Source organism: Arachidicoccus sp. BS20, assembly GCF_001659705.1.
Classification (GTDB): domain Bacteria; phylum Bacteroidota; class Bacteroidia; order Chitinophagales; family Chitinophagaceae; genus Arachidicoccus.
Genome location: NZ_CP015971.1, coordinates 924652 through 950143, shown reverse-complemented (window position 1 = coordinate 950143; position 25492 = coordinate 924652). Strand labels below are relative to the sequence as shown.

Below are 25492 nucleotides of genomic sequence, written 5' to 3'. Positions count from 1 at the left end.
TTAATTTTTATGAACTTCAAACGACTTATTTATCTAACATTTTTTTCCGTACTTCTCTTATTGGAAGCATGTAAAAAGGAAATTCATGTTTCATCGCCGTCAGCAGATGTAACCATTGCTAATACGCAAGCCGTACAGGATACTTTTACATATAAACTTGGCGATACGGTTCGATTTATGATTACGGGCAATGCAGAAAACATTGCAGTTTATACCGGCGATGCGGGTCATAATTATGCTTATCGAAACCGCTCAACGGTAACGGGAGCTGTTCCTGAATTGTCGTTTACTTCAACCTTACAATGGGGAGCCCAAAGTAATACGTTAAAGGTTCTGGCTACCAATAGTCTGCTTTCCTTAGATTCTGCGGATATTGTGAATGCAGACTGGACAGATATTACAAACAGGGCAACGCTTGCAACGTCAGCTACTGCTACCAATTCAGGCATAATCAGGTTAGACGATATTGTAAAAAATCCCACAGATTCTTTGATGATAGCTTTTCTTTATACAGGCGCTACCGGTTCTACACAACGCACATGGACTATTACCAATTATGTAGTTAATGCTTTGTTACCGGACAGTACCGAACTGCCGGTTTCAACCACAGCAACAGCTAATGCATATTGGACCAAATTTAAAATTGACGGCTCTTCTGCCAACTGGACAAGCACCACCGCTCAATTACAGGTTGTTGGCGGCAATGCAACTGCGCCGAATAATACAAGCTGGATAGTAAGTCAGCCATTATATGTAAACCAGGTTGCACCGGATGCATCTGTTCCGATTAAGAATATCGGTTCGCCGGATGTTCCCGAATATGATTATGCGTATGCTGCCACGGGAACATACACGGCAACATTTGTTATATTCAACAGTTCTGCTGACGATGAGAAAACGGTAATCAAACAGTTCAATATCAAAGTTACGCAGTAAGAAGATATGCAGAATTTGACGATTGCTTGTCAGTGAATGCAAACAATAAAATATACTATGAAAATAAGAGGCGGTATTTTAGCAATCATGTTTTTGGTAATAAATGCAGGACAGGTCAAATCTCAAATTAAAAGACAGTTGATATGGTCAGACGAATTTAATTACACTGGATTGCCGGACAGTACAAAGTGGGGCTATGAAAAAGGCTTGGTAAGAAACCATGAACCGCAATATTATACAATCGGAAGAACGGAAAATTGCAGTGTCGAAAATGGTTGTCTTGTAATTGAAGCAAGAAAAGAAAACTACAAAGATTCAAAATATACTTCTGCAAGTATAACAACACAAGGCAAGGCATCTTTTCAATATGGAAGAATTGAAATGCGGGCAAAAGTTCCGAAAGGTCTTGGAAGCTGGTCGGCATTCTGGATGTTGGGTGTAAATCATGGAAGAATAAAATGGCCCGACTGCGGAGAAATTGACATCATGGAATATGTAGGTAAAGATTCTTCCAAAGTATATGGAACTTTGCATTATGCCAATCGTCTTGGAGAGTATGAACATCAAGGCGCGCAACCTATTGTGGGCGCGCCGTATGATGGATTCCATATTTATGCCGTTGAAAGAAATAAAGACAACATCTGTTTTTATTACGACAGCATCAAATATCTTGCAGTTGATTTAACTAAGGTCGATAAAAAAGCAAGAAAGATTCTCGATGGAAAGTTTTATCTATTGATTAATTTAGCGTTGGGCAGACCCGGAACGCTGGGCGGGAAGCTGAGCGACGGCATATTGCCTTTAAAATATTACATTGATTACGTCAGAGTCTATAAATGAATTGAACTTGAAGTAATGCCGGCAAAAAAATCTTGTAAAATGCAAAAACACTTTTCCTTTATATTTTTTCTGTTTCTGTTTCTTCAAGCGAATGCTCAAAATATTGACTGGCAAAAGTTTCTTTCGCGTAACGATATGTCGTTTGATACGCTTACTACAAAGTGGGGGGAAGGAGTTTTTACAGGCAATGGTTTGCTCGGCGATATGATTTATATGAAAGATACTAACTCGTTGCGCATTGAAATTGGAAGAACCGATGTTGCAGACCATCGAAACGATACAACAGTTTCTGAACTCTATACAAAAGCTCGTTTGCCAATCGGGTATTTTTTATTAAAACCTGTTGGGAAAATTATAAAAAACACGGCACGGTTAAATCTCTGGAACGCAGAAGCGACGGGTGTTGTAGAAACGGACAAAGGAAAAATATTTTGGCGGAGCCTTTCCGTCGCGAAAGAAAATGTCGTTATTTTTCAAACAAAAACCGAAGGCGACGAAAATAACTTTTCATGGGACTGGGTGGCGGAAAAATCCATCAGTCCGCGATTCAGTTTTCATCCCATAAAAAATTTCCCTGCCAATCCCGAAAATAAAACCGGTAAACAAAATAGCATCAATTATTCTTTGCAACCAATGCTTGCCGGCGGCGATTATACGACTGCATGGGAAACATTCTCCGACAACCAAAATGCAAAAACAACTTTTATTACGGTCGCTTACGACACCTCACATTCATCTTTGCAACAGGCTGTAAGTGCCGTAAACACTGCATCTCATAAAGATTTTGGAAAAATAATTTCTGCACACCAAGCATGGTGGCATCAATATTATCAAAAAAGTTTTTTGTCTTTACCCGATGCGAAAGCCGAGAGCTTTTACTGGATTCAGTTATACAAAATAGCATCCGCCACGCGCAGCAATACTTTACCGATTGATTTGATGGGACCTTGGTTTGCGCCCACGCCATGGCCCGCATATTGGAACAATTTAAACACCGAGCTTACTTATTCGCCGATGTTTAATTCGAATCATTTGGAAATGGTTGAGCCATTCATTAAAAACATTGATAAGAATTTTCAGCATTTAATCAATAATGCGCCACAGCAATATCGCTACAACGCAGCAGCCATCGCACGTTCGAGCAGTTTGGATATGATTTCGCCGCTGAAAGTTTTTAAAGAATATGATTCGACTGCATCGCCGAGCGAACTGGAACTTGGCGATTTAACCTGGCTCTTGTATTATTACTGGCAGTATTATTCTTATTCAAAGGATGAAACCATTGCGCAAAATTTATTACCGGTTCTCAAGCGCAGCGTTAATTATTTTATCGATGTAATGCACAAAGAAGCTGACGGGAAATATCATCTTCCAAAAACATATTCGCCTGAATATCCCGATGGTATTACGCGAGATTGCAATTATGCTTTGTCGCTGTTTCGCTGGGGCTGTGAAACATTATTGAACATTGCGCCGAACGATAGTCTTGCAAATACATGGAAAGATGTTATGCAAAGTCTTACGCCGTATCCCGCGGACAGCACGGGGTTGCGCATCGGACGCGATGTTGCGTTTGCACAATCGCACAGGCATTATTCGCATTTGCTGATGATTTATCCCTTGCATTTGCTGAATTGGGATAACGAAAACGAGCGCAGTTTAATTGCAAAATCTTTGGAGCACTGGCACAGTTTGAAAGGCGCGTTTCAGGGCTATTCTTTCACGGGCGGCGCGTCCATTTATGCAACTATGGGAAAAGGAGATGAAGCATTAAATTACTTAAACGAATTATTTAGTCGTTATGTAAAACCGAATACTTTGTATCTCGAGAGCGGACCTGTCATTGAAACACCACTGGCTGCCGCAACTTCTTTGCAGGAATTATTGTTGCAAAGCCGGAACGGCAAAATCCGTGTGTTTCCGGCTGTTCCAATGAGCTGGCAGAATGTTTCATTTGAAAATATGAGAACAGACGGCGCGTTTTTAATTTCGGCAGTCCGCAAAAGCGGTAAAACAAAGTGGCTAAAAATCGAAAGTCTTGCGGGGGGGAAATGTACCTTTGTTACAGATATGAAAGGCAATCTTCAAACAAAAAGTAAGCAGGCTGTAACCCTTGCATATAAAGGATACGACACATATCAAGTCGGTTTGAGAAAGGGACAAACAGTAATCATTTATTCAAATGAAAACGATTTAAAAATTCCTGTCGAACCTGTTTTGCAAAACGATGGACAAAATTCTTGGGGAACAAAAAGCGCATCGTCAAAAGTATCGAACAATAATTAGCATTAAATTATTTTAATAAAAACGTGATGAAATTTAATTTAAGAATTTTTCTTTCCTTCTTTCTTTTTTCTTTTCCGATAATTGTAAATGCACAGCAAGGCAGACAGATTATTCCGCTGAACAATGATTGGCAATTTGCAAAAGCACCCGATACATCCAAGAAAGCCGCACGGTTAACGGGCTGGCAACAAGTAAATATTCCGCATACCTGGAACAAAAATGATATGCAAACTGTGGGAAAATTTTATACAGGAGATGCGTATTATAGAAAGACTTTTTCCGCCGATAAAGCATGGAAAAACAAAAAAGTTTTCATTCGTTTTGAAGGCGTGGGGCAAGTGGCGGATGTATATGTAAACAGTCATTTCATCGGCGAACACAAAGGAAGTTTTGCAGCATTTTGTTTTGAAATCGGTCATATGTTGAAGTTTGATTCCGTGAATACAATTACGGTTAAAGTAAACAATACGCCACGCAAAGACATTATCCCCATCAATAATTTTTTGTTTCCGATTTACGGCGGCATTTATCGACCTGTCTCGTTGATTGTTACAGATAAACTCAATATTACAACAACTGATTATGCTTCTTCGGGCGTGTATATTTCACAGAAAAATGTTTCGGAAAAATCGGCAGATATTGATGTAAAAATTAAGCTGGATAATGCTTACCGTACAACAAAAAATATAACATTCAAAACTGCTTTGTATGATGAAACTAATCGTTTGGTTCAACAAGAAAATCAACAAATAATTGTGTTACCGCAAGGACGACAAACTTTTGACCAGCCCATTCATTTGCAAAATCCGCATTTGTGGAACGGAAGAAAAGACCCGTATTTGTATAAAGTAATTGCAGGCATTTACAGTGGCGATACTTTGCTTGACGAAGTGACGCAACCGCTTGGTGTGCGCAGCTTTGAGATAGTTGCCGGAAAAGGTTTTTATCTTAACGGAAAGCCTTATCGTTTGTACGGCGTGTGCCGTCATCAGGATATTTTGGGTTACGGAAATGCGCTCAGCAATGCGCAGCACGACAGCGACATGGCAATGATAAAAGAGATTGGCGCCACTTCCGTTCGCTTCGGACATTATCAGCAAGACGAGCGTGTGTACAGCGATTGCGACAGCATCGGTTTTCTCGTATGGACAGAAATTCCTTTTGTAAACGCCGTTTCGGGACAAGAGGCTTATAATGCCGAACAACAAATGACCGAATTGATAAGACAGAATTATAATCATCCTTCAATTTATTGCTGGGCAACATCGAATGAAGTGTATGAAAAAACGCCGGAAGATTATACTTCTCAACTCATCGAACGGTTAAATGATATTGCAAAAACAGAAGACCCTGACAGATATTCAATAAGTACCAATGGTTATGGACAAATCAGTCGTTCAGAAAATTTTCATACCGATTTGCAAGGCGTGAACAGGTATTTCGGTTGGTACGAAGGGAAGATGAATGATTTGGAACAATGGATTGAGAATGCAGAAAAAAATTATCCGGATGCAAAAATTGCGATTGCAGAATATGGTGCAGAAGCCAACATTAATCAACAAAATGAAACAGACACCTTAACGCCGCCGCAATATGACGGACAATATTTTCCCGAAAACTATCAGACAAAATTACACGAAGTGCAATGGGGAATTATTGAAAAACATCCTTACTTGTTTGCAACATACGTTTGGAATATGTTTGACTTTGCTACACCTTTATGGAATCGAGGCGGTGTGCCTGGACGGAACATGAAAGGCTTGGTTACATTCGACAGAAAAGTGAAAAAAGATGCGTTCTATTGGTACAAAGCCAACTGGAGCGACGAACCTGTTTTATACATTACAGGCAGAAGAGATTCGCTGCGCAAAACTGTAATCACAAATGTTACGGTTTATTCCAACATCTCCACGCCGGAACTTTTTGTGAATGGAAAGAAGATTTCAAACCCCGCAATAGGCACAACCAAAGTGGATTATATTTTCAATAATGTCCGTTTGAAAAAAGGCGTAAACATTATATCTGCAAAAGGGTTTAAAAACAATCAACCTTATACGGATGAAATAAAATGGTTCTTAAAATAATCAATTAGGTTTTGATGAAAAGTCAAAGAAAGATATACGGTTTTATAAGTTACGGTATTTGAAAATAAAAACGAGGCTGTCTTCTAAAAAGGTCAGCCTCATTTTTATTTTGAGATTTAGGTGCATTTACGCTGCGGAAGCAAAATACTGCCGGTTTTATAAAATGCCCCCATTGGCAGATGAGTCCAAATAATAATTTTTGTTATTTTTATACGAAGCTTGGTTTTCAACATAGAAGACACCCTCTTTTTTGTTTTAGAAAATATTTGTACAGATGCGCTTTACTACTGTATGCAGAAATCTTTAAAGTATCCTTTCCTTATATCGCTTGTATGTTGCAGGTACCTGTTAATTATCTACGGAAATAATACGCACCTGATACGGACTTAATACGCACTTGACTCTTAATATATGGACTACTTTAAACGTTACAGTCAACCGAAAGTTTAACGGCGGTGTTGAGCAAAATGGTTCATCGCGGATAAGAAAACCGAAGGAAATTTTTTGTTATAACAGCAATAGCAACGACAGATGCAGCTACGGCACGGGAAAGACTTCATTACATTATAGATGACATTGAAGATATGCGTGTAATCAGCCTTTATGAATTTCTAAAAGTAGAAATTGATGCGGAAGAAGGTATTCAACTTTCTGACGAATTGCAAGCAGCACTTGATTAAATGGACGATGATTTGGACAAAGGAAAGCTTTCCAAGTTTGCTACGCAAGAAGATTTCAGAAACTATGTGAAAGAAAAAGTTTCAGCTAAATAACCTGTCGCGCTTTTAATAAGGGTTACACCATTATGATTTGCAAACTCATGGTAAAACGGCAAAAAATGCCTGTACTCACAGCTTAAGCAGTCTGTTTATTTGTTATTTCCGTTATGAAATTTGATAGAGGTTGTTGTTCAAAATATCATGATATGACATATAAAACGTTAAAGAGGGTGTGTAAAAAGGTTGATGAACTCTATAAGAGAATTGTATAAGCAACACTATGATTCCGTCATGTGCCTGAATAAGAAAGAGACTGTCTTGACTTTTTAGACAGTCTCTTTAATTATGCACTTGGTAGGATATATTCGTTTATTAAAACTAAAAAGCTTACCGGTATATTGTTATTTCTTTATGAGTTTGAAATGAGTAATATTACCGGCATTATCTATAACACGTATGAAGTAAACCCCGGCGGAAGATGTGGAAATATCTATTATAGCTTCGCTTGAATTTGCTTCTAATGACTTAACAAGTTTACCCGACTCATTATTTACCAAAATTCGTTCGCTGCCCGTTAAGCCTTTTAAAACCGCTTGTCCACTCGTTGGGTTAGGGGATAATGTTATAGAACTATTGTGCAGATCCAAAATACGCGTCGGGCTGTACGAGATATGCCCGTCAATATCCTCTTGCCTCAGTCGATAATAATTAATTCCAATGTTGGGGTGCTTATCGCTATATTGATAATTAAGCATTTGCTGACTATTGCCTTGATTTGCCTGACTTTGTATAAAGTTGAGTGTTTGCCATGTTTTTGAATCCGGGCTACGTTCTATATAAAAGCCTTTGTTATTTATTTCGACCGCAGTCTGCCATTGAAGAAGTACTGAAGCACCATCGTTCTGTTTTTTTGCAGTAAAGTTCTGTAGTTGAATAAGCAAAGCTACTCCTGAGCAGGGAGAAACCGTGCCGTAAGCTGCTTTTCCCCTGTTCCCGGAGGTGTCTCCCGTTGCGGTAGATAGGTCTAGAACAATAGTAGAATCCGGAGTAAATGAATTTGTGCTTGTAAATGAATTTGTAACCTTAATATAACCTGCGCCGTTAAACGCATTTTCAGAAGAAGTGTTAATTAAGCTGCCTGTTATAATCTTTGCCGGGCAGTCCATCGTTTCCGGACCGGTAGCTACCGTTAGCGTACCCGCATTATTAATGGTGCCGTAAACGTAGTTATCAGGGTTATGGAACGAAAGGTTTTCTGTGGTTAACACGGTTCCGGTGTCCAGCTTGAGCCCGCCTGAATTATAATGTGCTGTTCCGTTAACCGTAACGGTTGCCCCCGAATTATAATAATCTGAAAGGAGGTAAGTAGAACCATCATTGGAATAGTAATCTCCATTTACTGTAAGACTACCTCTGTTGTCCACCACTACAAACATGGTGGTAAGATCGCCGCCGGTAGTCATGCTTCCTCCCGGATGAACCTCCATATTACCGCCAACCTGCAATCCGCCAGTGACAATCAGATTGCCGAATACCATAAGGTCGCCGCCGCCATAACTGCCGGTTACAGTAACGGTTGTTCCCGCAGGTATTGTAATGGTTACGCCGGCAGGCCACCCCAACGAAGGGTATGAGCCATCGCTCGTAAGCGTAGAGTCATGATCAATATATTGTGCTTTGACTGCCGGGAGATTCATTATTAACAGCAGCAGCGGAAATGCTCCATACAGGAGATGCTTTTTGAAAGAAGGCAAATTGTTATTCATGGTTATGTTATTTTTATAATATTCAAAATCTTTAGAAGGTTAGTCGCTTTTTGAATTTAATTTAAAAGAAGAAGAATATAGAAAACTTTATCGCAGCAAGACTAGGCATCCACGTCAACAAAGATACTATAAAAAAATATTAACTTTATCAAAATTATTGATGACAATTATACATAGATATAACGCAACTTCCTGTACATCAGTTTTAAATGCCTGTTTTTAGAACTCGAAACTTGGTTTAATTATATTTTTTTATTTCTTTGTATAGAAAAAATGGGCAATATTCCATTCCGCTAAATATAAAACCTGAAAAATATACCTATGAAAAGGAAATTATCTGTCTGCACTTCAATTATGCTTATGTTGTCTATCCTTTTAACATACGGCAACTTTTCTGTCGCACAGACATTCACAAATAAAGTAAAACGATTCATCAGCATTGATACTCCTTTGTTCGCTATAACACATGTAACGCTCATCGACGGCACGGGAAAAGATATAAAGCAAGACCAGACTATTATTGTTAGAAATCATATAATTGAAAATGTAGGAGCATCATCGGTCGTACAAATTCCTACAGGAGTATATATTGTTGACGGCACGGGAAAAACGCTGATACCCGGACTTATAATGCTGCATGAACATCTCTTTTATCCTAAAATATTTGACGGAAACTATAGTGTCGGAGAAATGCAATTCAGCGCGCCACGTCTTTATTTGGCGGCCGGTGTTACAACTATTCGTACCGGTGGCAGTATCGAGCCGCAAACCGATTTGAATATTAAAGATTGGATTAATGAAGGAAAAGAGGTTGGTCCGAATATGGATGTTACGGGACCTTACATTGAACGAGCGGGTTTGGAAATTCCCGAACTCGGTTTTATGAAGAAACCGAATGAAGCAACCCAATTAGTGAATTATTGGGCAGACAGAGGTGTAACTTCTTTTAAACTATATAATAATGTTACGCGTGAAGATGTTCGTCAAACCGTTGAAGCGGCGCACAAGCGCGGCTTGAAAGTAACGGCTCATCTATGTTCTGTAACTTATGCCGAAGCATCAAATCCCGGTATTGATAATCTGGAACATAGTTTCAGGGTGGCGAGTGATTTTGTTCCCGGTAAAAAGGAAGATGTTTGCAATCAGGCTGCCGTATATCAATCGTTGCAGAAGCTTCGGGAAGACGACCCGAAGATACAAGCGCTTATCGGACTATTAATAAAAAATAAAACAGCGTTAACGGTAACGCCGAACGTATTTGAGCCATACACCGGACGTGATACAGTTCCGGGCGGCGGTATGGAAGCGCTGGCTCCGCAGTTCAGGAAAAAGATAAAAATGATATACAATACTTATCTGAACAGAGATTCGGCAGACGCCGCTATGTATAAAAAAGATATGCATTGGGTAAGGGAATTTTACGATAGAGGCGGCTTGCTTTTAGCCGGAACAGACCCAACCGGTGTAGGTAGAGTTGTTCCGGGGTATGCCAATCGTCATACCGTTGAGCTTTTAGTCGAAAGCGGCTTCTCACTACCTGAAGCTATTAAAATATGTTCGCTGAATGGCGCTCAATATCTAAACATTATCAACAAGACGGGCACAATAGAAAAGGGCAAGATTGCAGATTTTACTTTAATAAACGGGGACCTTGAGAAAAACGTTAAGAATATTCGCAATACCGAAATGGTTTTCAAAAATGGTATAGGCTACGATTCTAAGAAATTATTCGAGTCGGTTAAGGGAATGGTAGGAATAGAATAAATAATTACGGGCTATTTCTGAATTTTCAACAATTAGAATAAAAGAAGCAGTCTTTTGTAATGATAAAATTAAGTTGCTTGGATATTGATTTTATTAATTTTATGCATTATTTTCCTCATTCTACATACATTTTAATTATATTAAAAGTCTAAAAAAAATATCTCAAACGTTAATTTGAGATTTCGACTGCAGAGAGAAATGATGTTGTCTGCGTTCTTAATTATCACTAAAATTAATGATGATATGAGGAAAAAATCAAAAACTGCTCCCTTATTTCGGGGAAAGTATGACCGAGAAATCTCATTATGATTTTCAATTTATAAACAGACTCTTAATTTGAGACTTATATATCCCTGGATTGAATGAATTCGTATGGCGTTTTTCCAAACTGCTTTTTAAATTGTTTACTGAAGTATTTAGGGTCGCTAAAACCTGTCATCGCATCCTTAAGCGCTGTCAATGCCGTAACATGGGATATCCCTACGAAAACGCTGACAAGTATTGTCGAATTATAGGCAACTTATACGAATGCATATAATGTGGCAGCCAAAGTAAGCCTGCCGAACACAGGAAACGACCTCTAAACAAACGTTTTCGTTCGCAACCATCAACCAAATCGATTATTTTTAAATTTCAAAAAATTGTAGGATGTATAAGAAAATATTTGTCTTGTTAATGATTGCGTTCTTATGTCGTATTGTGCAAGCGCAGCAAATATTAAAAAATCAATCTTGGTATTTACAAATAAATAATAACGGAACACTTGATTCGCTTGCGCAAAACAAGCAAGGAAAGTGGACAAGTATTCCAGTGCGAAAAGATGCGTACAAAGGTTTTTCGTTTTATTTTATCGACGGAAAAAATAGCGAAAAAGAAACAACGGTTGATTTGCATCAGCAGGCAAATAATGTGTATGAAGGAACAATCAACAATGTTCATCTTTCTTTAGAATATAAAATCGAAAACGCTCAACTTGCCATTGTTGCAACGGCTGAAAACCTTTCAGGTACAGTGTTCGAGCCTCAAACATTGGGATTAAAAATAGGTATTTCCAATTATATGACGGGTTATCCGCAATGGAATGATGTTTATTTCCCAACGATGCTGCGTTGTGAAAAAACACATTTTACAGGTTACTTGCAAACACCCGACGGACAGTTGCTTGGCGTGGCTTCGCCCGATGCGATTGCTTCGTATAGTTTGGAATATAATTTCGGTTACGGCGACCCGAACGGAGCATATTTTTACGGGCATCGCATTTATACTTTTAATCTTGATTTACTTAACGCAAATCCTTTACCGGCGCGGCATCCGCAAAATTTAGCATCGCTTGCGCCGCACGAAAAAAAGTCTTGGACAATCTATTTTAAAAATATCGACAGCGGAAAAAATGTTGCGCAAACATTGCAACAATTAACGCAAGCGCCGTCGTTCGATATTCCTGTTACTTCGCTGGATGAAGGCGAAAATTTCCGTTTTAAAATTTATGCGCAGGATGTAAAATTATCGGTACAAAATCCTGACGGAAAAATTGTTTCTGTTCCTGCAAAGAAAATTTCCGATAATATTTATCAGGTGGATTGTTTGCCAAAATCCGGCACAGGTGTTTACACTTTTGAGGCAACTAATAACTTAGGTAAAACCACCGAAGCAAAAATTTCTGTACTAAAATCTTTCGGTTGGTATATACAACAAGCAAGGCTCGGCGCGTTGAAATATACACAGAAAGCAAGTTATAATTGTGAGAACTGGTACGGCTTTTATTCTGCATATTTAGCGCAGCAATATTTTCCTGATAATGCGCTGAACACCGCGACAGATAAGCGTTTCAGCTTGGTGATGTCTTTAATGTACGACACGGCGCATCATTGGAAACCTACCGAAGATATTTACCGCATTCAAAATCATACAACCACCATCGGTATTTTGGTGGATAAATATTTAGCCGATAAAAACATTCAGGATTTAGAAGCCGCGAAAAGTTTGACAGATTGGATTATTGCTCACACACAATCTGCGGACGGCGCATTTCGTCGCGGAAAAACGCATTACACAAGCGTTATCTATATTGCAAAAAGTATTATGGAACTGATGGCTGCGGAAAAAACTTTGGCGCATGACAACAACGAATGGGCGCAGGCTTACGAAAAACATTACAACTCTGTAAAACGTGCAATCGACCAATTGACGGGCGGTTTCGATGCAGTTGATACCGAAGGCGAATTGACTTTTGAAGACGGAATGATTTCGTGTTCGGCTTTGCAAATTGCAGAATTTGCTTTGCTGCAAACCGATGCTGAAAAAAGAAAATTTTATACAGAGGCGGCAAAGAAATTTTTAGACGCGCATGATTGTCTGGAACAATTATTCATCAACGATTCACGTATGCGCGGTGGTTCGCTGCGTTTTTGGGAAGCGCAATATGATGTGCTGCTTGGACATAATTTTATGAACTCGCCGCACGGCTGGAGCGCGTGGACAACGTATGCAACTTACTATTTGTACTTGCTTACGGGCGAAGAAAAATATTTGGTGCAAACCATGAATGCGCTCGGCAGCGGAATGCAATTGATTGATTTTAAAACGGGCGATTTGCGCTGGGCGTTTTGTGCAGACCCGTATATTAAAACCATTCAGGCGGAAAATTTTGCAGGCTCAAATCCTGATAAGTATAACGATAATCAATACAGTCCGTATGAAGGAAAGTACGACAGCATCACGATTGGCGAACAATACGTGAACATGATTGCCGATAAGTTTGATGCCAACAGTTCGGACAACGATGTGCATGAACAATTCAAATGTATGGCGGAAGTTGTGCTTACATCGGCGTATGTATTGGAAAGAAAAGACGGCAGCTTGTTGTACTTTAATTGTGTGGCAAAGAAGAACGGCAATACAATTATTATTGCACCGAATGAAAAAATTATTTCAAAAATTCATTTGAATTTACAAAATAATAATCGTGTGAAAGTCCTGTGGAATAAGAGTTTCAGCAAAAGTTACAATGCGGAAAAAGGAGTGAAGTGGATAGATAGGTAAAACAAATTTTAAACAATACATGATGTTTACCTAATTAACCCAAGTTGCTATTTATTAGTGGAGCAATGCAAATTAATACTGCTCAACCGTGCTAAGCGGGTTACTTTGCGGCTTCAGCGTTTTTCTTTGCCATCCTTTCTTTTGCAAAAGAGAGGATGCCGGACGACGACACCATTTAAGCGTACAATACGCTTGCAATAAACACAAAGAAATTAAAGAGCTGTTTTATAGCAACCCTTTATCCGCAAAGGAAGTAAACCCTCTGCGGTAATAATCAGGTGGTCAAAAAATTTATTTCCGGCAGCTTGCAGCCGGCTTTAATTTTTTCGGTCAGCTTCTTGTCCGCTTCGCTGGGCAGCAGGTTGCCGCTCGGATGATTGTGCGAAATAAGCAAAGCCGAAGCTGCCGATTTCAAAGCGGCTGCAAATACCAGTTTCGGGTCGATAACTGTGCAAGCCATGCCTCCCGAAGAAATTTCCACGATGACCAATAACCTGCGGTTGGCGTATCGAATGAAGTTGTATCTTATTCCCCTGTTGCTGAAATTTACTTTTAATTGAATGTTTTCTAAAAAATATCATAGTAATCACTTTTAAAATAGAAATAATCAAAAATATTTTGTCATTACTATATAATTTCTAATCTTGCATAAAAATAACGATTGTAAGTATTTCTGATAACTAATTCCTTCTTTTTATGCAGACAGTCATGGAAAGCCTCGAAAACGCTTTGCAGCTCGAAGCCGCTAAAATACATTACCAGCTTCCTTCGGGCAAATTAACGGAACAAACCTTAGCCTTAGGGCAGGGTAGCCTGAGCGATGCAGGCGCTTTGTGCGTAAACACCGGGAAATTTACCGGGCGCTCGCCCAAAGACCGGTTTATCGTGATGGACGACATAACCAAAAACGCGGTGGACTGGGGCGAAGTCAATATCCCTTTTGCCTCCAAAGCATTTGACAGGCTTTGCGACAAAGTCTGCGGTTATCTTTCCGGGAAAGAAATATGGGTACGCGACGCTTTCGCCTGCTCCAACGAAAAGTACCGTATGAATATCCGTGTGGTTACGGAAACACCCTGGGCAAACCTGTTCTGCCATAATTTATTTTTACGCCCCGAACCGGAAGAACTCCCTTTTGAAAAAACGGACTGGCTGATTATCCACGCACCGGGCTTTTCGGCCAACCCGCTGGCGGACTGTACCCGGCAGGAAAATTTTACCATTCTCAACTTCACCAGGAAAATAATTTTAATCGGCGGAACGGCTTACACCGGCGAGATCAAGAAAGGAGTTTTCAGCGTGCTGAATTTTATCCTGCCGCATTATCATAAAGTATTGTCCATGCACTGCTCCGCCAATGAAGGAAAGCGTAAAGACGTTGCTTTGTTCTTCGGGTTGAGCGGTACAGGCAAAACAACGTTAAGCGCCGACCCGCAGCGCAAACTCATCGGCGATGACGAACACGGCTGGGCGGAAGGCTCCGTATTTAATTTTGAAGGCGGCTGTTATGCAAAGTGTGTCAATTTATCGGAAGAAAAAGAACCGCAGATATTCCACGCCGTCAGAAAAGGAACCTTGCTGGAAAACACGGTGTTCTTTGCAAACAGTAACAGGGTGGATTTCGACAATATTTCCCTTACGGAAAATACGCGGGCGGCTTATCCCATTGATTTTATACCCAACGCTAAAACGCTTTCCGCCGGCAATAATCCCAAAAATATTTTCTTCCTTACCTGCGACGCTTTCGGGGTGTTGCCACCCATTAGTAAATTGTCCAAAGGGCAGGCGATGTACCATTATGTATCCGGTTATACGGCAAAGATTGCCGGGACGGAAATAGGAATAAATGAACCGCAACCCGTTTTCTCCGCCTGCTTCGGCAAAGTGTTCCTGCCGCTCAACCCGGTGGCGTATGCCGAACTCTTGGGCGGCTTATTGGAAAAGCACCCGGACATCAATGTCTGGTTAATCAATACCGGCTGGAGCGGCGGCGGCTACGGCGTGGGCAAACGTATCAGCTTACGCTATACCCGTGCCATGATGAACGCTGCGCTGGACGGCAGTCTTAACGATGTCGCTTATCAGCCTCATGCGCATTTCGGGGTACAAATCCCGAAGTCTGTGCCGGGCGTACCTGCGGAAATCCTTCATCCGCGCGAACTGTGGGAAGATAAAGACCTGTATGATGAAGCAGCGAACAGGCTGGCTCAGCTATTTATTAGTAACTTTGAACAATATGCCGCAAAAGCGGGCAGGGAAACCAGGGCCGGCGCGCCGGTTATTTCAGATACCATTATTTCATAATTGACGATTGTAACCGATCATTATTTCCATGACTACCTTAGACGAATTTACCATACAGCAGCTACGGCTGTATCCGCAGGCGACCGGCGAGTTATCCGGGCTGCTGCGCGGCATCGGTCTTGCCGCTAAAATGGTCAGCAACCTGGTAAACAAAGCCGCCATCGCAGACATCCTCGGCGCGGAAGGTTCCGTCAACATCCAGGGCGAAAACGTGCAGAAGCTGGATGTGCTGGCCAACAACACTTTTATCCATGTATTGCGCAACAGTATTTATTGCGCCGGCATGGTATCGGAAGAAAACGAGGATATCATTGTTTTTGACGATGCCAAGAACAACCAGTCCAAATACGTGGTATTGATGGATCCGCTGGACGGCTCCGCCAATATTGACGTGAATATGCCCATAGGTACCATCTTCAGTATTTACCGCCGCGTTTCGGAATTGGGTAAGCCTTGCACCAAAGAAGATTTTTTGCAGAAGGGAGATAACCAATTCGCTGCCGGTTATGTGCTCTACGGTTCTTCAACCATATTCGTCTATGGCACCAAAAGGCACAGCGTGAACGGCTTTACATTAGATAACAGTGTGGGTGAATTTTACCTCAGCCACCCGCAGATGAAAATACCGGCAGAAGGGAAAAGCTATGCCTTTGACTACCGTTACTATCACAGCGTGGACAAGCCCGTCCGTGATTTTCTCGACGAATGCAACGCCTCCGAAAACGGCAGCGACGGCAGGTATGCCAATAAAAACGCCGGCTGCATGGTAGCCGATATGCACAGGATATTGTTAAGCGGCGGCATCTTTCTGTACCCCGCCAGAAAAGAAAAACCCAAAGGGAAATTACGGTTGATGTATGAATGCAACCCCTTTGCTTTCCTTACCGAATTATGCGGTGGCGGCGCAACAGACGGCAGGCAGAGAATCATGGAGATAGTCCCGCAGTATGTTCACGAAAGAAGCCCGGTATTTATCGGCAGCAGCGATATGGTGGATAAATTGTTTCAATATATAAACACATCCGAAACAGTGATAAAAAATGTTTATTAAAATATTTGAAAGTGCGGGTTATATTTTTATTATCGGTGTGTAAAAAAAACAGTATTTTGATAGTATCAAATGATAGTATCATAAATGAAGCCACCTTATACCATAACGCCGGAAATTTTAAAAACGGTTACTTCCGTTTCCGCTAAAATCGGGGAAATCAACGCCCGGTATTTAACAAGGCAATCGTCCACACTGCGCAAACAGAACCAGATAAAAACCATTCATTCCTCTTTAAAGATTGAAGGCAATACTTTGTCGGAAGAACAGATAACAGCCATTCTCGAACATAAAAGAGTGATTGGTCCGAAGAAAGATATTCTTGAAGTCAAAAATGCCTTTGAAGTCTATAACCGGCTATAGAATTTTGATTACCGTTCAGAAAAAAGTTTTTTATCCGCACATAAATTACTGATGCAGGATTTGGTGCAGAACGCCGGCAAATACAGAAGCCAGGGCGTAGGCATTGTAAAAGATTCAAAAGTGGAACACGTGGCGCCGCCTTCTAAAAATGTGCCTTCCCTGATGCGGGCGCTGTTTCAATACCTAAAAGATAAGAAAGAATTATCCCTCATTAAAAGCTGCGTCTTTCATTATGAAATGGAATTCATTCATCCGTTTATGGACGGTAACGGCAGAATGGGCAGGCTGTGGCAAACGGTGATACTGATGCAGGAATATCCCTTCTTTGAATTTCTGCCTTTTGAATCCTTAATCAGTAAAAACCAAACGGCTTATTACAAAGCATTAGCCCAAAGCGATAAGGAAGGGCAATCCACGAGTTTTATTGAATATATGCTTGCTATCATAGACCGGTCGCTGGATGAGCTGCTCTCGCAGGCAGCCAAAAAATTAAATGATGAGGAACGTATGATGTTGTTCCTGGAAGAAACCGGCGGAACGTTTACACGTAAAGATTATATGAACCGATTTAAAGAGTTGTCATCCGCTACCGCCAGCCTCGACCTGAAAAAAGCCGTCGAAAAAAAACGGATAAAAAAATACGGTGATAAAAAAACGACAACGTACAAAAAAAGATGATGATTGTTTATTTTTATACCCTCCATAAATACCGGTGCTTGAATGGTTATTTCTGACTTAGGGAGCTAAGTCTTTCGTTTAATTCACTCAACCCACCTTTGTCCAATAATCTCTGCGCTATATTTTTTAATTCATCGATCGTTTCTTTATCCATCACGGAAAGTACGCCATCTCTTAAATCTTCTTTGTTTATTCCTTGCTTAATAATCTTCGCCAGCATCAATAACGTTTTACGTTTTACAGTCAAAGGAATCTTTACATTGTCATTCATACCCGGAAACATCAACAGTGTTTCATACACGAGGGTGGCATCTTTTGTACTTAACATGGTCATTCATTTTTAATCTTCACAAAATCATTTTCACAAGTGCAAATGTAGAGGGCTTACAAATGTCCGCAACATAAAAAGGGTTTTCTGTTTTGGATACGGTTCGGCGTTTTGTGTATTTTTTTCAAAGAGGCATTTTATTTTTGTCCGGTCATTGATTGGAAAACCCACCGATCTTAACCCCCATATTCCGGGGGATACTTTCAGTGGGATTCAAAATGCGTTATTAAAAAATGCAGACGGTGAAATGGCAGATGATGATTTCCAGGAAGTGAAGAAATTGACCAAGGGGAACATTGAAAAATTGGAGCAACGATTAAATGACTTAGCCATAGTAGGAACTGAAATTAAAGACTTGGTAGCTTCTGCTTTAAAAAAGGTCGCAAACATTGATAGACGCTATGAAAACGGCGATATTGAGGAAAAACGTGCTATAATTGGTTCGATGTTCCCCGAATTTTTGGAATTTGACGGTACACAACATCGAACCGCTCGGCTAAATTCTGCGGTCGTTCTTATCTATCAGAATAACAGCAAGTTACAGAGCAAAAAAAATGGGACAAATCTGTTATTTTCAGACTTGTCCCAAGAGGTGATCCCGTTGGGACTCGAACCCAAGACCCATACATTAAAAGTGTATTGCTCTACCAACTGAGCTACGGAATCTTCTCATTTTCCAAGTAAAATACACTGTGTCGTGTATGTCGCTTTTCAAATGGAGTGCAAAAATAAAAGAAATACTTTGACTGCCAAATTTTTTTGGAAATTTTATTGAAAAAAATAAAAAAGCATCATCGTGTTTTATTTCTACAAATATTTTACCTTTACACTACCAGTGCATCACAAGTGCATTCTTTTACAAACCTGATATGTGGTTTGGTTCACAAAAGAACAATAGCGAGAGAGTTTACGCTCCCTCGCTTTTTTTATGCGGTTTATTCCGATTATTTTTGTCGTGTCATTATGTAAATTTTATGTCTAAATTTTTAATTGTTGGTTTAGGAAATCCCGGAAGCGAATATGTGCATACAAGGCACAATGCGGGTTTTGATGTGGTGGATGCTTTCGTGCAAAAACATGGCGGTGCATTTCGTGTGGACAGGCTTGCAGAAGTTGCAGAGGTCAAATGGAAAGGAAAAATGTTTATTTGTATCAAGCCTACAACATATATGAATCTTAGCGGGAAGGCTTTTAAATATTGGATGGATAAAGAAAAAGTTCCTTTGGAAAATACGCTGACTGTAGTGGACGATTTAGCTTTACCTGTTGATAAAATCCGTATTCGTCCGGCGGGCAGCGATGCGGGGCACAATGGCTTGCGAGATATTCAATCCCTTCTTGGAACGGACGCTTATCCCAAATTGCGTTTCGGCATCGGGAATAATTTTCCTAAGGGAATGCAGGCGGAATTTGTACTGGGAAAATGGTTCCCCGAAGAACGGGAAATTATTCAAAAGAAAATAGAAAAGTGTGTTGAAGTGATTGAAAGCATTGCGGCAATGGGCATTACACGTGCCATGAACGATTATAACAAGCAAAGTTTCGGAAAATAAATATTATAAAGTCGTATGCAAATCAAAATGCGCAACATTGCCGAAGTCAGGAAGTTTACAAACGGATACTATTGGTATTTTGGCATGCGGCTTACATTTGCCATTTTGCTGCCAAGCATTATTCTGTATCATTACGGAATTTTGAATCAGTATATTCTCGTGCCTTTCGGAACGTTGATGCTTGGCTTTACAGATGTTATCGGTTCGCTGCATCGTAGAACAGGCGCGCTTTTCACAGGGGTAGTCTGTTTTTTTATTTGCGCACTGATTGCCGGTTTTGCCCGCGATATACTTTGGCTGCAATTGATTGTGCTTGTCCTTATATCATTTGTTTTTTCGCTCATCGGTTTGTATGGAACACGTATGATAAATATCGGACTGAACTGCATTATCATTACCATATTTTTTATGGATAAGCATTTTGTTGCAGGTAATATTTTTCTTAATGCCGTGTTGATGAGTTGTGGTTGCGCATTTTATATCTTTATCTTTTTTATTTCGTTTAAACTTCGACCGTACAAGTTAATTCAGCAAATGCTGGGCGAACATATCATTGAAATTGGAAAATTACTTGACGCAAGAAGTGAATTTTATCAACGCGATGCAGACGAGAAAACATTGATGGATAAAATGATTCGGGAACTGGTCGTCATTCGTGAACAGCAGGAAAGCCTGCGCGAAATTATTTTGAGAACCGATATTTCGGCTGATAAAGTTTCCCGTAAAAGTCGTGGTTTATTGATGATGTATATTGACACGGTGGATGCCTTCGAGTTAATCATTACTTCGCAACAAGATTACAATAAGCTGCACCAAGCATTTGACGAAACCCGCATACTGACTTACTTTGGCATTTATATCAATATGCTTGCAGATGAATTACAGCATTTCGGTTTGGCTGTTCAGTCCGGAAAAAATGCTGTGCCAAAAAGAGACCTGGATTTGCTGCTTCATAAATGCGAACGTGTTTTTTATACGCTGCGCAAAAGCAAAATGAACCATGATAATGTGGAAGATTTTATTTCTCTCCGACAAATTTTGTACACGTTTCAGCATTTGACGGAACGGATAAAAAAATTGTATTCCATTGCAGCATTTGACGAAAATGTAATCGTGGCAACGCCTGCGGAAGATTATACATTGTTCATTCCAAAGCAGAGTTATGATTACAAACTTTTCTTCAATAGCTTTACATTAAAGTCCGGAATGTTTCGCCATGCTGTGCGTGTAACAGTTGCGTTGGTCATTGGTTGGATTATCGGTCAAGTACTCGACATTTATAATATCGGGCACGTTTACTGGAGTCTGATGACAATTGTGATTGTGGTAAAACCTGCATACAGCCAGTCGCGAATTAAGAATACCGACAGGTTGCTTGGTACATTGATGGGCGGCGTTATCAGTTTAATTATTATTTTGACGATTCATAATGAAAGGTTGATTTTTCTTTTAGTATCTATTGCAACTATTATCACATGCACATTTTCAAAAATCAATTATCGTTTTTATACCATCGGCATTACGATGCTTGTTGTATTGGCATATAATTTTATGGCGCCTAAAGCGATTGAATCTGTCCTGGTGGAGCGGTTGCTCAACAGCATCATCGGCGTTATAATCGGTTATCTGGTTTCTTTGTTTATATTGCCCAACTGGGAAAATGAATATGTACAAAATTATATACACAATATGCTCGAAACGAGCAGGAAATATTTTTTGGATGTGGTCGAAGTGTTTTCCGGAAAGCCGTATAATTCAATGGCAATAAGATTTTCAAGAAGAAGTGTAACTATTGCACTGGCAAATCTTTCCGATAATTTTCAGCGTATGATGTCCGACCCGAAACGGCAACGGCAGAACCTGAAGTTGCTTTTTCAGTTGGTTTCCATTAACCATACGCTTACTTCTTACATTGTTTCGCTGGCGCAATACGCTAAAGAATTTGACGATAAATTTTCGCCCGAAGAATTTATACAAGCCATTCGGCAAATAGAAAATAATTTTCAAATAACGCTGGGATTACAGGAAGATAAATCGCAAATCAATAACCTCAAATTGAGCCTGCCCGATAACGCGAACCTTGAAAGAATACTTGAAGATGCACGTTCCGGTTTGCGCTTTGCAAAACCTGCTGAAAAAGAGAAAATAATTTCTATCAGAAAATCTATAACCGATTACAGAACGGTTAATGAATTGCTCAGGCTGATAAATACTTCCGTTTGTGATGAAGGAAAAATAATTGCGCAAATGCAGCAGGCTTAGTTTTAACATTTTGGTTTTGCGGCGCGGGTTATTTTTGTGTTGTTGAAAAAAGTCGTTTCCATATTACTTCTTTGTTTGTACGCTTTTGCTTCTTCGGGAGCGAGTGTAAAAATGCACTATTGCGGAGCGCATCTTTCTTCTGTCTCGGTTGAAATGAATAATCGCGTTGGCGATTGCTGCTGCGGAAAAAAGATGCACACGCTTCGGAAAAGATGCTGTTCCGAAAAAGTTATCCGTCCGCAAATTTCACAAGACAGGCAATTAACGTCGATAGATTACGGAAAGTATTTTGTGTTGCACGTTGCAGCAATTGCTACGCCTTATTCTTATACAAATACTTTTCTTGTTGCACAGGAAAACGATATTGTTTTTTACACAAACGCACCGCCGGGTTCGTGGCGCACAATCCCTCTTTATAAGCTCCATTGCCGTTTCACTTATTATGGTTGAATAACTGTGTTTACTGTTTAGTACGATACAATTTTATTCCCATTTAAAATTCAATGACTATCTGTAATTAAGAACATATTCGACCTCGAAGAGGTTAAACGTTAATGCTTGAAATGCATTCAGTTGTACCTACGACCCCATTGGGCTTAAGCTGTGTGAAGCGTCCTCGCTTCGCACAATTATTCTATTGCCTCGTGGCAATCGGCAGGAGCCGATGGAATGAAAATGCGCGGCGAAGACGCCACGCATAGCGTTCCTTAACTTTATGACATTGCCCATTGGGGGCGAGCAAACCGAACATTATTTCTCTATAAACGTGATACTCCTTCGGAGTAAAATCCGGATTGCGGATAGACATTTAAAACTCATAATAATGAAACATATTATCAGCCTTTTGGCTTTAATGCTATTTATCTCGGGCATTTCTTTTGCCCAAAATAAGTCTGTAAAAACAGATACTATCTACGTTGCGGGACTTTGTGAAAAGTGTGAAAAACGCATCGAAAATGCCGCTTACATCAAAGGCGTAAAACGCGCGGACTGGAATGTGGAAACTAAAAAATTAGTCGTTATTTATTCTGCCGAAAAAACTTCTTTGAAAGCAATAGAAGAAAGCATCGCCCATGCGGGACACGATGCGGGCGACATACGCGCGACGGATGAAGATTACAAAAAATTACCTCACTGCTGCGCGTATAAAGATGTTGCGGGTGCAGGCAATTAGACATAGTCTCAAACATTTTCTTTTCGCCGAAAGTCTTTTGATTATAGCATCTTTATTGGTTTTGCGGGTATCTGCGCAGGATACCGTAAAGCATACTTTTACCCGAAAGGTAACGGGAACGATAATGGATTCGGTAAGCAAAAAGCCGCTTGGCGGAGCAACAGTTACATTGATTCATGGAGACAAAGGCGTTATTTCAAACGAGAACGGACAATTCAATATTGACCTGCCTCAAGGTGTAAATAAGTTGGTTGCAAGTTTTACAGGTTATATGAATGACACAATACTTGTAACAAATGACAGCTTAGTTATCATCCTGAAACCGTTGCAAAATTTGAAAGAAGTAAAAGTAAATGCAACACTTCAAAGTACATCAACAAGTCTGCTCGGTCCGTATAAAACAGAAAATATCGGGGTTAAAGAATTGTTGCGTGCCGCTTGCTGCAATATCAGCGAGAGCTTTGAAACCACGCCGTCCGTCGATGTAGCTTATACCGATGCAATAAGCGGTTACAAGCAAATTGAAATGCTCGGTTTGTCGGGAACAAACACTTCTTTTACGAGGGAAAATATTCCGAGCACACACGGGCTTGCATCCATTACCGGCTTGACTTTTACGCCCGGAACCTGGCTCGACGGTGTTCAGTTAAGCAAGGGCGCAGGCAGCGTGGTTAACGGATTTGAAGGCATTGCAGGGCAAATAAATACCGAGTGGATTAAACCTTTCTCGCCATCCGCGCCAAAGCTGATACTGAACGGTTATCAAAGCGTGCAAGGACGTTCGGAAGGCAACCTTGTGTTGAATCATTCTTTTAAAGACAGTGTGAGTTCCAACTTGTTTTTATACGCGCGTTCCGACTGGCATAGAAACGATTTGAACCACGACGGATTTATGGATAATCCAATCGGGAAAACGCTGGTAGGCGCTAACCGTTGGTTTTATTTCAGTCCGAAAGGATTGGATTTGCAAGCCGGAATAAAAGGTTATTATCTTGACAATACGGGTGGACAGTTGAATTATCATAAAAATTCCAACGACAATTTGTGGGGCTATCAAAATGATATAAAACGTGTGGAAGGCTGGGCAAAAATCGGTAAAGTATATTTAGACAAGCCTTACGAAAGTATGGGGCTTCAATTGTCGGGCGTTTATCATCAACAGAAAAGTCTGTACGGTATGAGAAATTATGATGCTGTGCAGCATAGCTTTTATGCCAATTATATTTTCCAGACAAGGCTTTTCAACGATAATAATGTGATTAAAACCGGCGCGAGTTTTCAGCTGGATAATTATGAAGAACGTTTTGTAAATGCCGTGTTTAACAGGCGCGAAATTGTACCCGGCGCCTTTGCGGAATACAGTTACAATTACGGTACAAAGCTGAATCTTACAGCAGGTGCGCGTATAGACCGGCATAATTTGTTCGGCACATTTGCAACGCCGAGATTAGCGGTTCGCTATGCTTTGACGGACAGAACTGCGCTTCGGGCATCATTCGGAAGAGCGCAGCGCACGAGCAATTTTTTATCGGAAAATGCAGGCTTTATGGCAAGCAGCCGCGTGTTTGAGATTAACGGCGCACCCATTGCGGATGAGCATTCCGATGCTTATCCGTTCAAGCCCGAAGTCGGCTGGAATGCAGGCATCAACCTTACGCAAAAATTCAGGTTGAATTATAATGACGGAACATTTTCCATAGATTATTATTACACCGATTTTCGTAATCAAGTGGTCGCCGATTTTGAAACGCCGGGCGTTCTTAATTTTTATAATCTTTCGGGAAAATCTTATGCGCACAGTTTGCAGGCGCAGTTGGATTACGAGCTGATACATAATTTCAATATTCGTCTGGCATATCGCTATTACAACGTGAAAGCCACGTACGACGGGGTTTTGAAAGATAAACCGCTTACGGCAAACGACAGGGCATTTGCCAATTTTAATTATGCAACAAAAAATAACTGGAGCATCAATTATACATTTCAATGGATAGGAACGAAGCGATTGCCCGAATCATTTGATTATTCAGCAAAACGTTCGCCGTCATTTGTTCAGATGAATTTGCAGGTAAACAAAAGTTTTGCGAATGATGTATTTGTGTTGTATGCGGGTGCGGAAAATCTGACCAATTATATGCAGAAGCCTTTGATATTGGGCGCGGAAAATCCGTTTGAAAATACGTTCGACGCTTCGCAGGTTTGGGGACCGGCTATGGGCAGAAATATTTATGTTGGGTTTAAGTGGAATATTCCGCGCAGTTAGGCATCTCTTGATTAATTCGATGATGAGAGATAATTGATAAACTCTTAAATAAAAATGCAGATGATTTTAATCATCTGCATTT

The 25492-nt window shown here is 40.4% G+C and carries 18 protein-coding genes, 1 tRNA gene and 1 pseudogene; 15 read left to right on the top strand and 5 right to left on the bottom strand.

Annotation, left to right across the window (positions count from 1 at the left end):
• Positions 1–9 precede the first annotated feature (9 nt).
• Genes A9P82_RS04335 through A9P82_RS04320 form a run of 4 tightly spaced genes read left to right on the top strand, consistent with a single transcriptional unit; the run spans position 10 to position 6146 of the window.
• Entirely contained in the window at positions 10–936 is a 927-nt protein-coding gene (locus A9P82_RS04335; protein ID WP_082915224.1) for a DUF5017 domain-containing protein, read from the top strand.
• A 57-nt stretch (positions 937–993) separates the two neighbouring features.
• Positions 994–1776 carry a glycoside hydrolase family 16 protein gene (locus A9P82_RS04330; protein ID WP_066209585.1) on the top strand — a complete coding sequence of 261 codons (783 nt, stop codon included), beginning with the start codon at positions 994–996 and terminating at the stop codon, positions 1774–1776.
• A gap of 39 nt (positions 1777–1815) precedes the next feature.
• Positions 1816–4062 (top strand): glycosyl hydrolase family 95 catalytic domain-containing protein, encoded by a 2247-nt coding sequence (locus A9P82_RS04325; protein ID WP_066209584.1) that lies wholly within the window; start codon positions 1816–1818, stop codon positions 4060–4062.
• A 26-nt stretch (positions 4063–4088) separates the two neighbouring features.
• Entirely contained in the window at positions 4089–6146 is a 2058-nt protein-coding gene (locus tag A9P82_RS04320; protein WP_066204513.1) for a glycoside hydrolase family 2 protein, read from the top strand.
• A 1120-nt stretch (positions 6147–7266) separates the two neighbouring features.
• On the opposite strand, the gene A9P82_RS04315 is transcribed toward A9P82_RS04320, so the two are convergent.
• Positions 7267–8631, bottom strand: a complete 1365-nt coding sequence (locus A9P82_RS04315) for a T9SS type A sorting domain-containing protein (protein WP_066204510.1) — start codon at positions 8629–8631, stop codon at positions 7267–7269.
• A 321-nt stretch (positions 8632–8952) separates the two neighbouring features.
• Here A9P82_RS04315 and A9P82_RS04310 point away from each other — a divergent pair, with 321 nt between their 5' ends.
• Positions 8953–10395 carry an amidohydrolase family protein gene (locus A9P82_RS04310; RefSeq protein WP_082915221.1) on the top strand — a complete coding sequence of 481 codons (1443 nt, stop codon included), beginning with the start codon at positions 8953–8955 and terminating at the stop codon, positions 10393–10395.
• A 343-nt stretch (positions 10396–10738) separates the two neighbouring features.
• Here A9P82_RS04310 and A9P82_RS15840 read toward each other — a convergent pair whose 3' ends face one another.
• Positions 10739–10834 (bottom strand): AraC family transcriptional regulator, encoded by a 96-nt coding sequence (locus tag A9P82_RS15840; protein ID WP_369815749.1) that lies wholly within the window; start codon positions 10832–10834, stop codon positions 10739–10741.
• A gap of 209 nt (positions 10835–11043) precedes the next feature.
• Between A9P82_RS15840 and A9P82_RS04305 the strand changes: the two genes are divergently transcribed.
• Positions 11044–13437, top strand: coding sequence for a hypothetical protein (locus A9P82_RS04305; protein WP_156522599.1), 2394 nt, complete (start codon positions 11044–11046; stop codon positions 13435–13437).
• Between the two features lie 274 nt (positions 13438–13711).
• Here the strand turns inward: A9P82_RS04305 and A9P82_RS04300 are convergent, their stop codons facing one another.
• Positions 13712–13927, bottom strand: a complete 216-nt coding sequence (locus A9P82_RS04300) for a JAB domain-containing protein (RefSeq protein ID WP_156522598.1) — start codon at positions 13925–13927, stop codon at positions 13712–13714.
• 206 nt (positions 13928–14133) lie between these two features.
• Between A9P82_RS04300 and pckA the strand changes: the two genes are divergently transcribed.
• The 4 genes and pseudogenes from pckA to A9P82_RS04285 all read left to right on the top strand — a co-directional run.
• Positions 14134–15741 carry a phosphoenolpyruvate carboxykinase (ATP) gene (gene pckA / locus A9P82_RS04295; RefSeq protein ID WP_066204499.1) on the top strand — a complete coding sequence of 536 codons (1608 nt, stop codon included), beginning with the start codon at positions 14134–14136 and terminating at the stop codon, positions 15739–15741.
• Positions 15742–15769: 28 nt separating this feature from the next.
• Complete coding sequence (gene fbp / locus A9P82_RS04290) at positions 15770–16792, top strand: class 1 fructose-bisphosphatase (protein WP_066204496.1); 1023 nt, start codon at positions 15770–15772, stop codon at positions 16790–16792.
• An 84-nt stretch (positions 16793–16876) separates the two neighbouring features.
• A complete protein-coding gene (locus tag A9P82_RS15715) occupies positions 16877–17152 on the top strand; it encodes a Fic family protein (protein ID WP_231891205.1) in 276 nt (91 codons plus the stop codon).
• Between the two features lie 30 nt (positions 17153–17182).
• Positions 17183–17830 (top strand): annotated as a pseudogene (locus tag A9P82_RS04285) (Fic family protein); the annotation flags it as partial.
• A gap of 46 nt (positions 17831–17876) precedes the next feature.
• Here the strand turns inward: A9P82_RS04285 and A9P82_RS04280 are convergent.
• A complete protein-coding gene (locus A9P82_RS04280) occupies positions 17877–18158 on the bottom strand; it encodes a hypothetical protein (RefSeq protein ID WP_066209582.1) in 282 nt (93 codons plus the stop codon).
• 593 nt (positions 18159–18751) lie between these two features.
• A tRNA-Lys gene (locus tag A9P82_RS04270) sits at positions 18752–18824 on the bottom strand.
• Positions 18825–19132: 308 nt separating this feature from the next.
• Here A9P82_RS04270 and pth point away from each other — a divergent pair.
• The 5 genes from pth (at position 19133) to A9P82_RS04245 (ending at position 25410) form a co-directional block, all read left to right on the top strand.
• Complete coding sequence (gene pth, locus A9P82_RS04265; RefSeq protein WP_066204495.1) at positions 19133–19711, top strand: aminoacyl-tRNA hydrolase; 579 nt, start codon at positions 19133–19135, stop codon at positions 19709–19711.
• 15 nt (positions 19712–19726) lie between these two features.
• Positions 19727–21973, top strand: a complete 2247-nt coding sequence (locus tag A9P82_RS04260) for an FUSC family membrane protein (protein WP_066204492.1) — start codon at positions 19727–19729, stop codon at positions 21971–21973.
• Between the two features lie 36 nt (positions 21974–22009).
• A complete protein-coding gene (locus A9P82_RS04255) occupies positions 22010–22423 on the top strand; it encodes an HYC_CC_PP family protein (protein WP_456263920.1) in 414 nt (137 codons plus the stop codon).
• 373 nt (positions 22424–22796) lie between these two features.
• Positions 22797–23147 carry a heavy-metal-associated domain-containing protein gene (locus A9P82_RS04250; RefSeq protein ID WP_066204486.1) on the top strand — a complete coding sequence of 117 codons (351 nt, stop codon included), beginning with the start codon at positions 22797–22799 and terminating at the stop codon, positions 23145–23147.
• Positions 23134–25410: a TonB-dependent receptor gene (locus A9P82_RS04245; RefSeq protein WP_197492236.1), complete on the top strand. Its 2277-nt coding sequence runs from the start codon at positions 23134–23136 to the stop codon at positions 25408–25410. The genes A9P82_RS04250 and A9P82_RS04245 overlap by 14 nt, the downstream gene beginning before the upstream one ends.
• Positions 25411–25492: the final 82 nt, after the last annotated feature.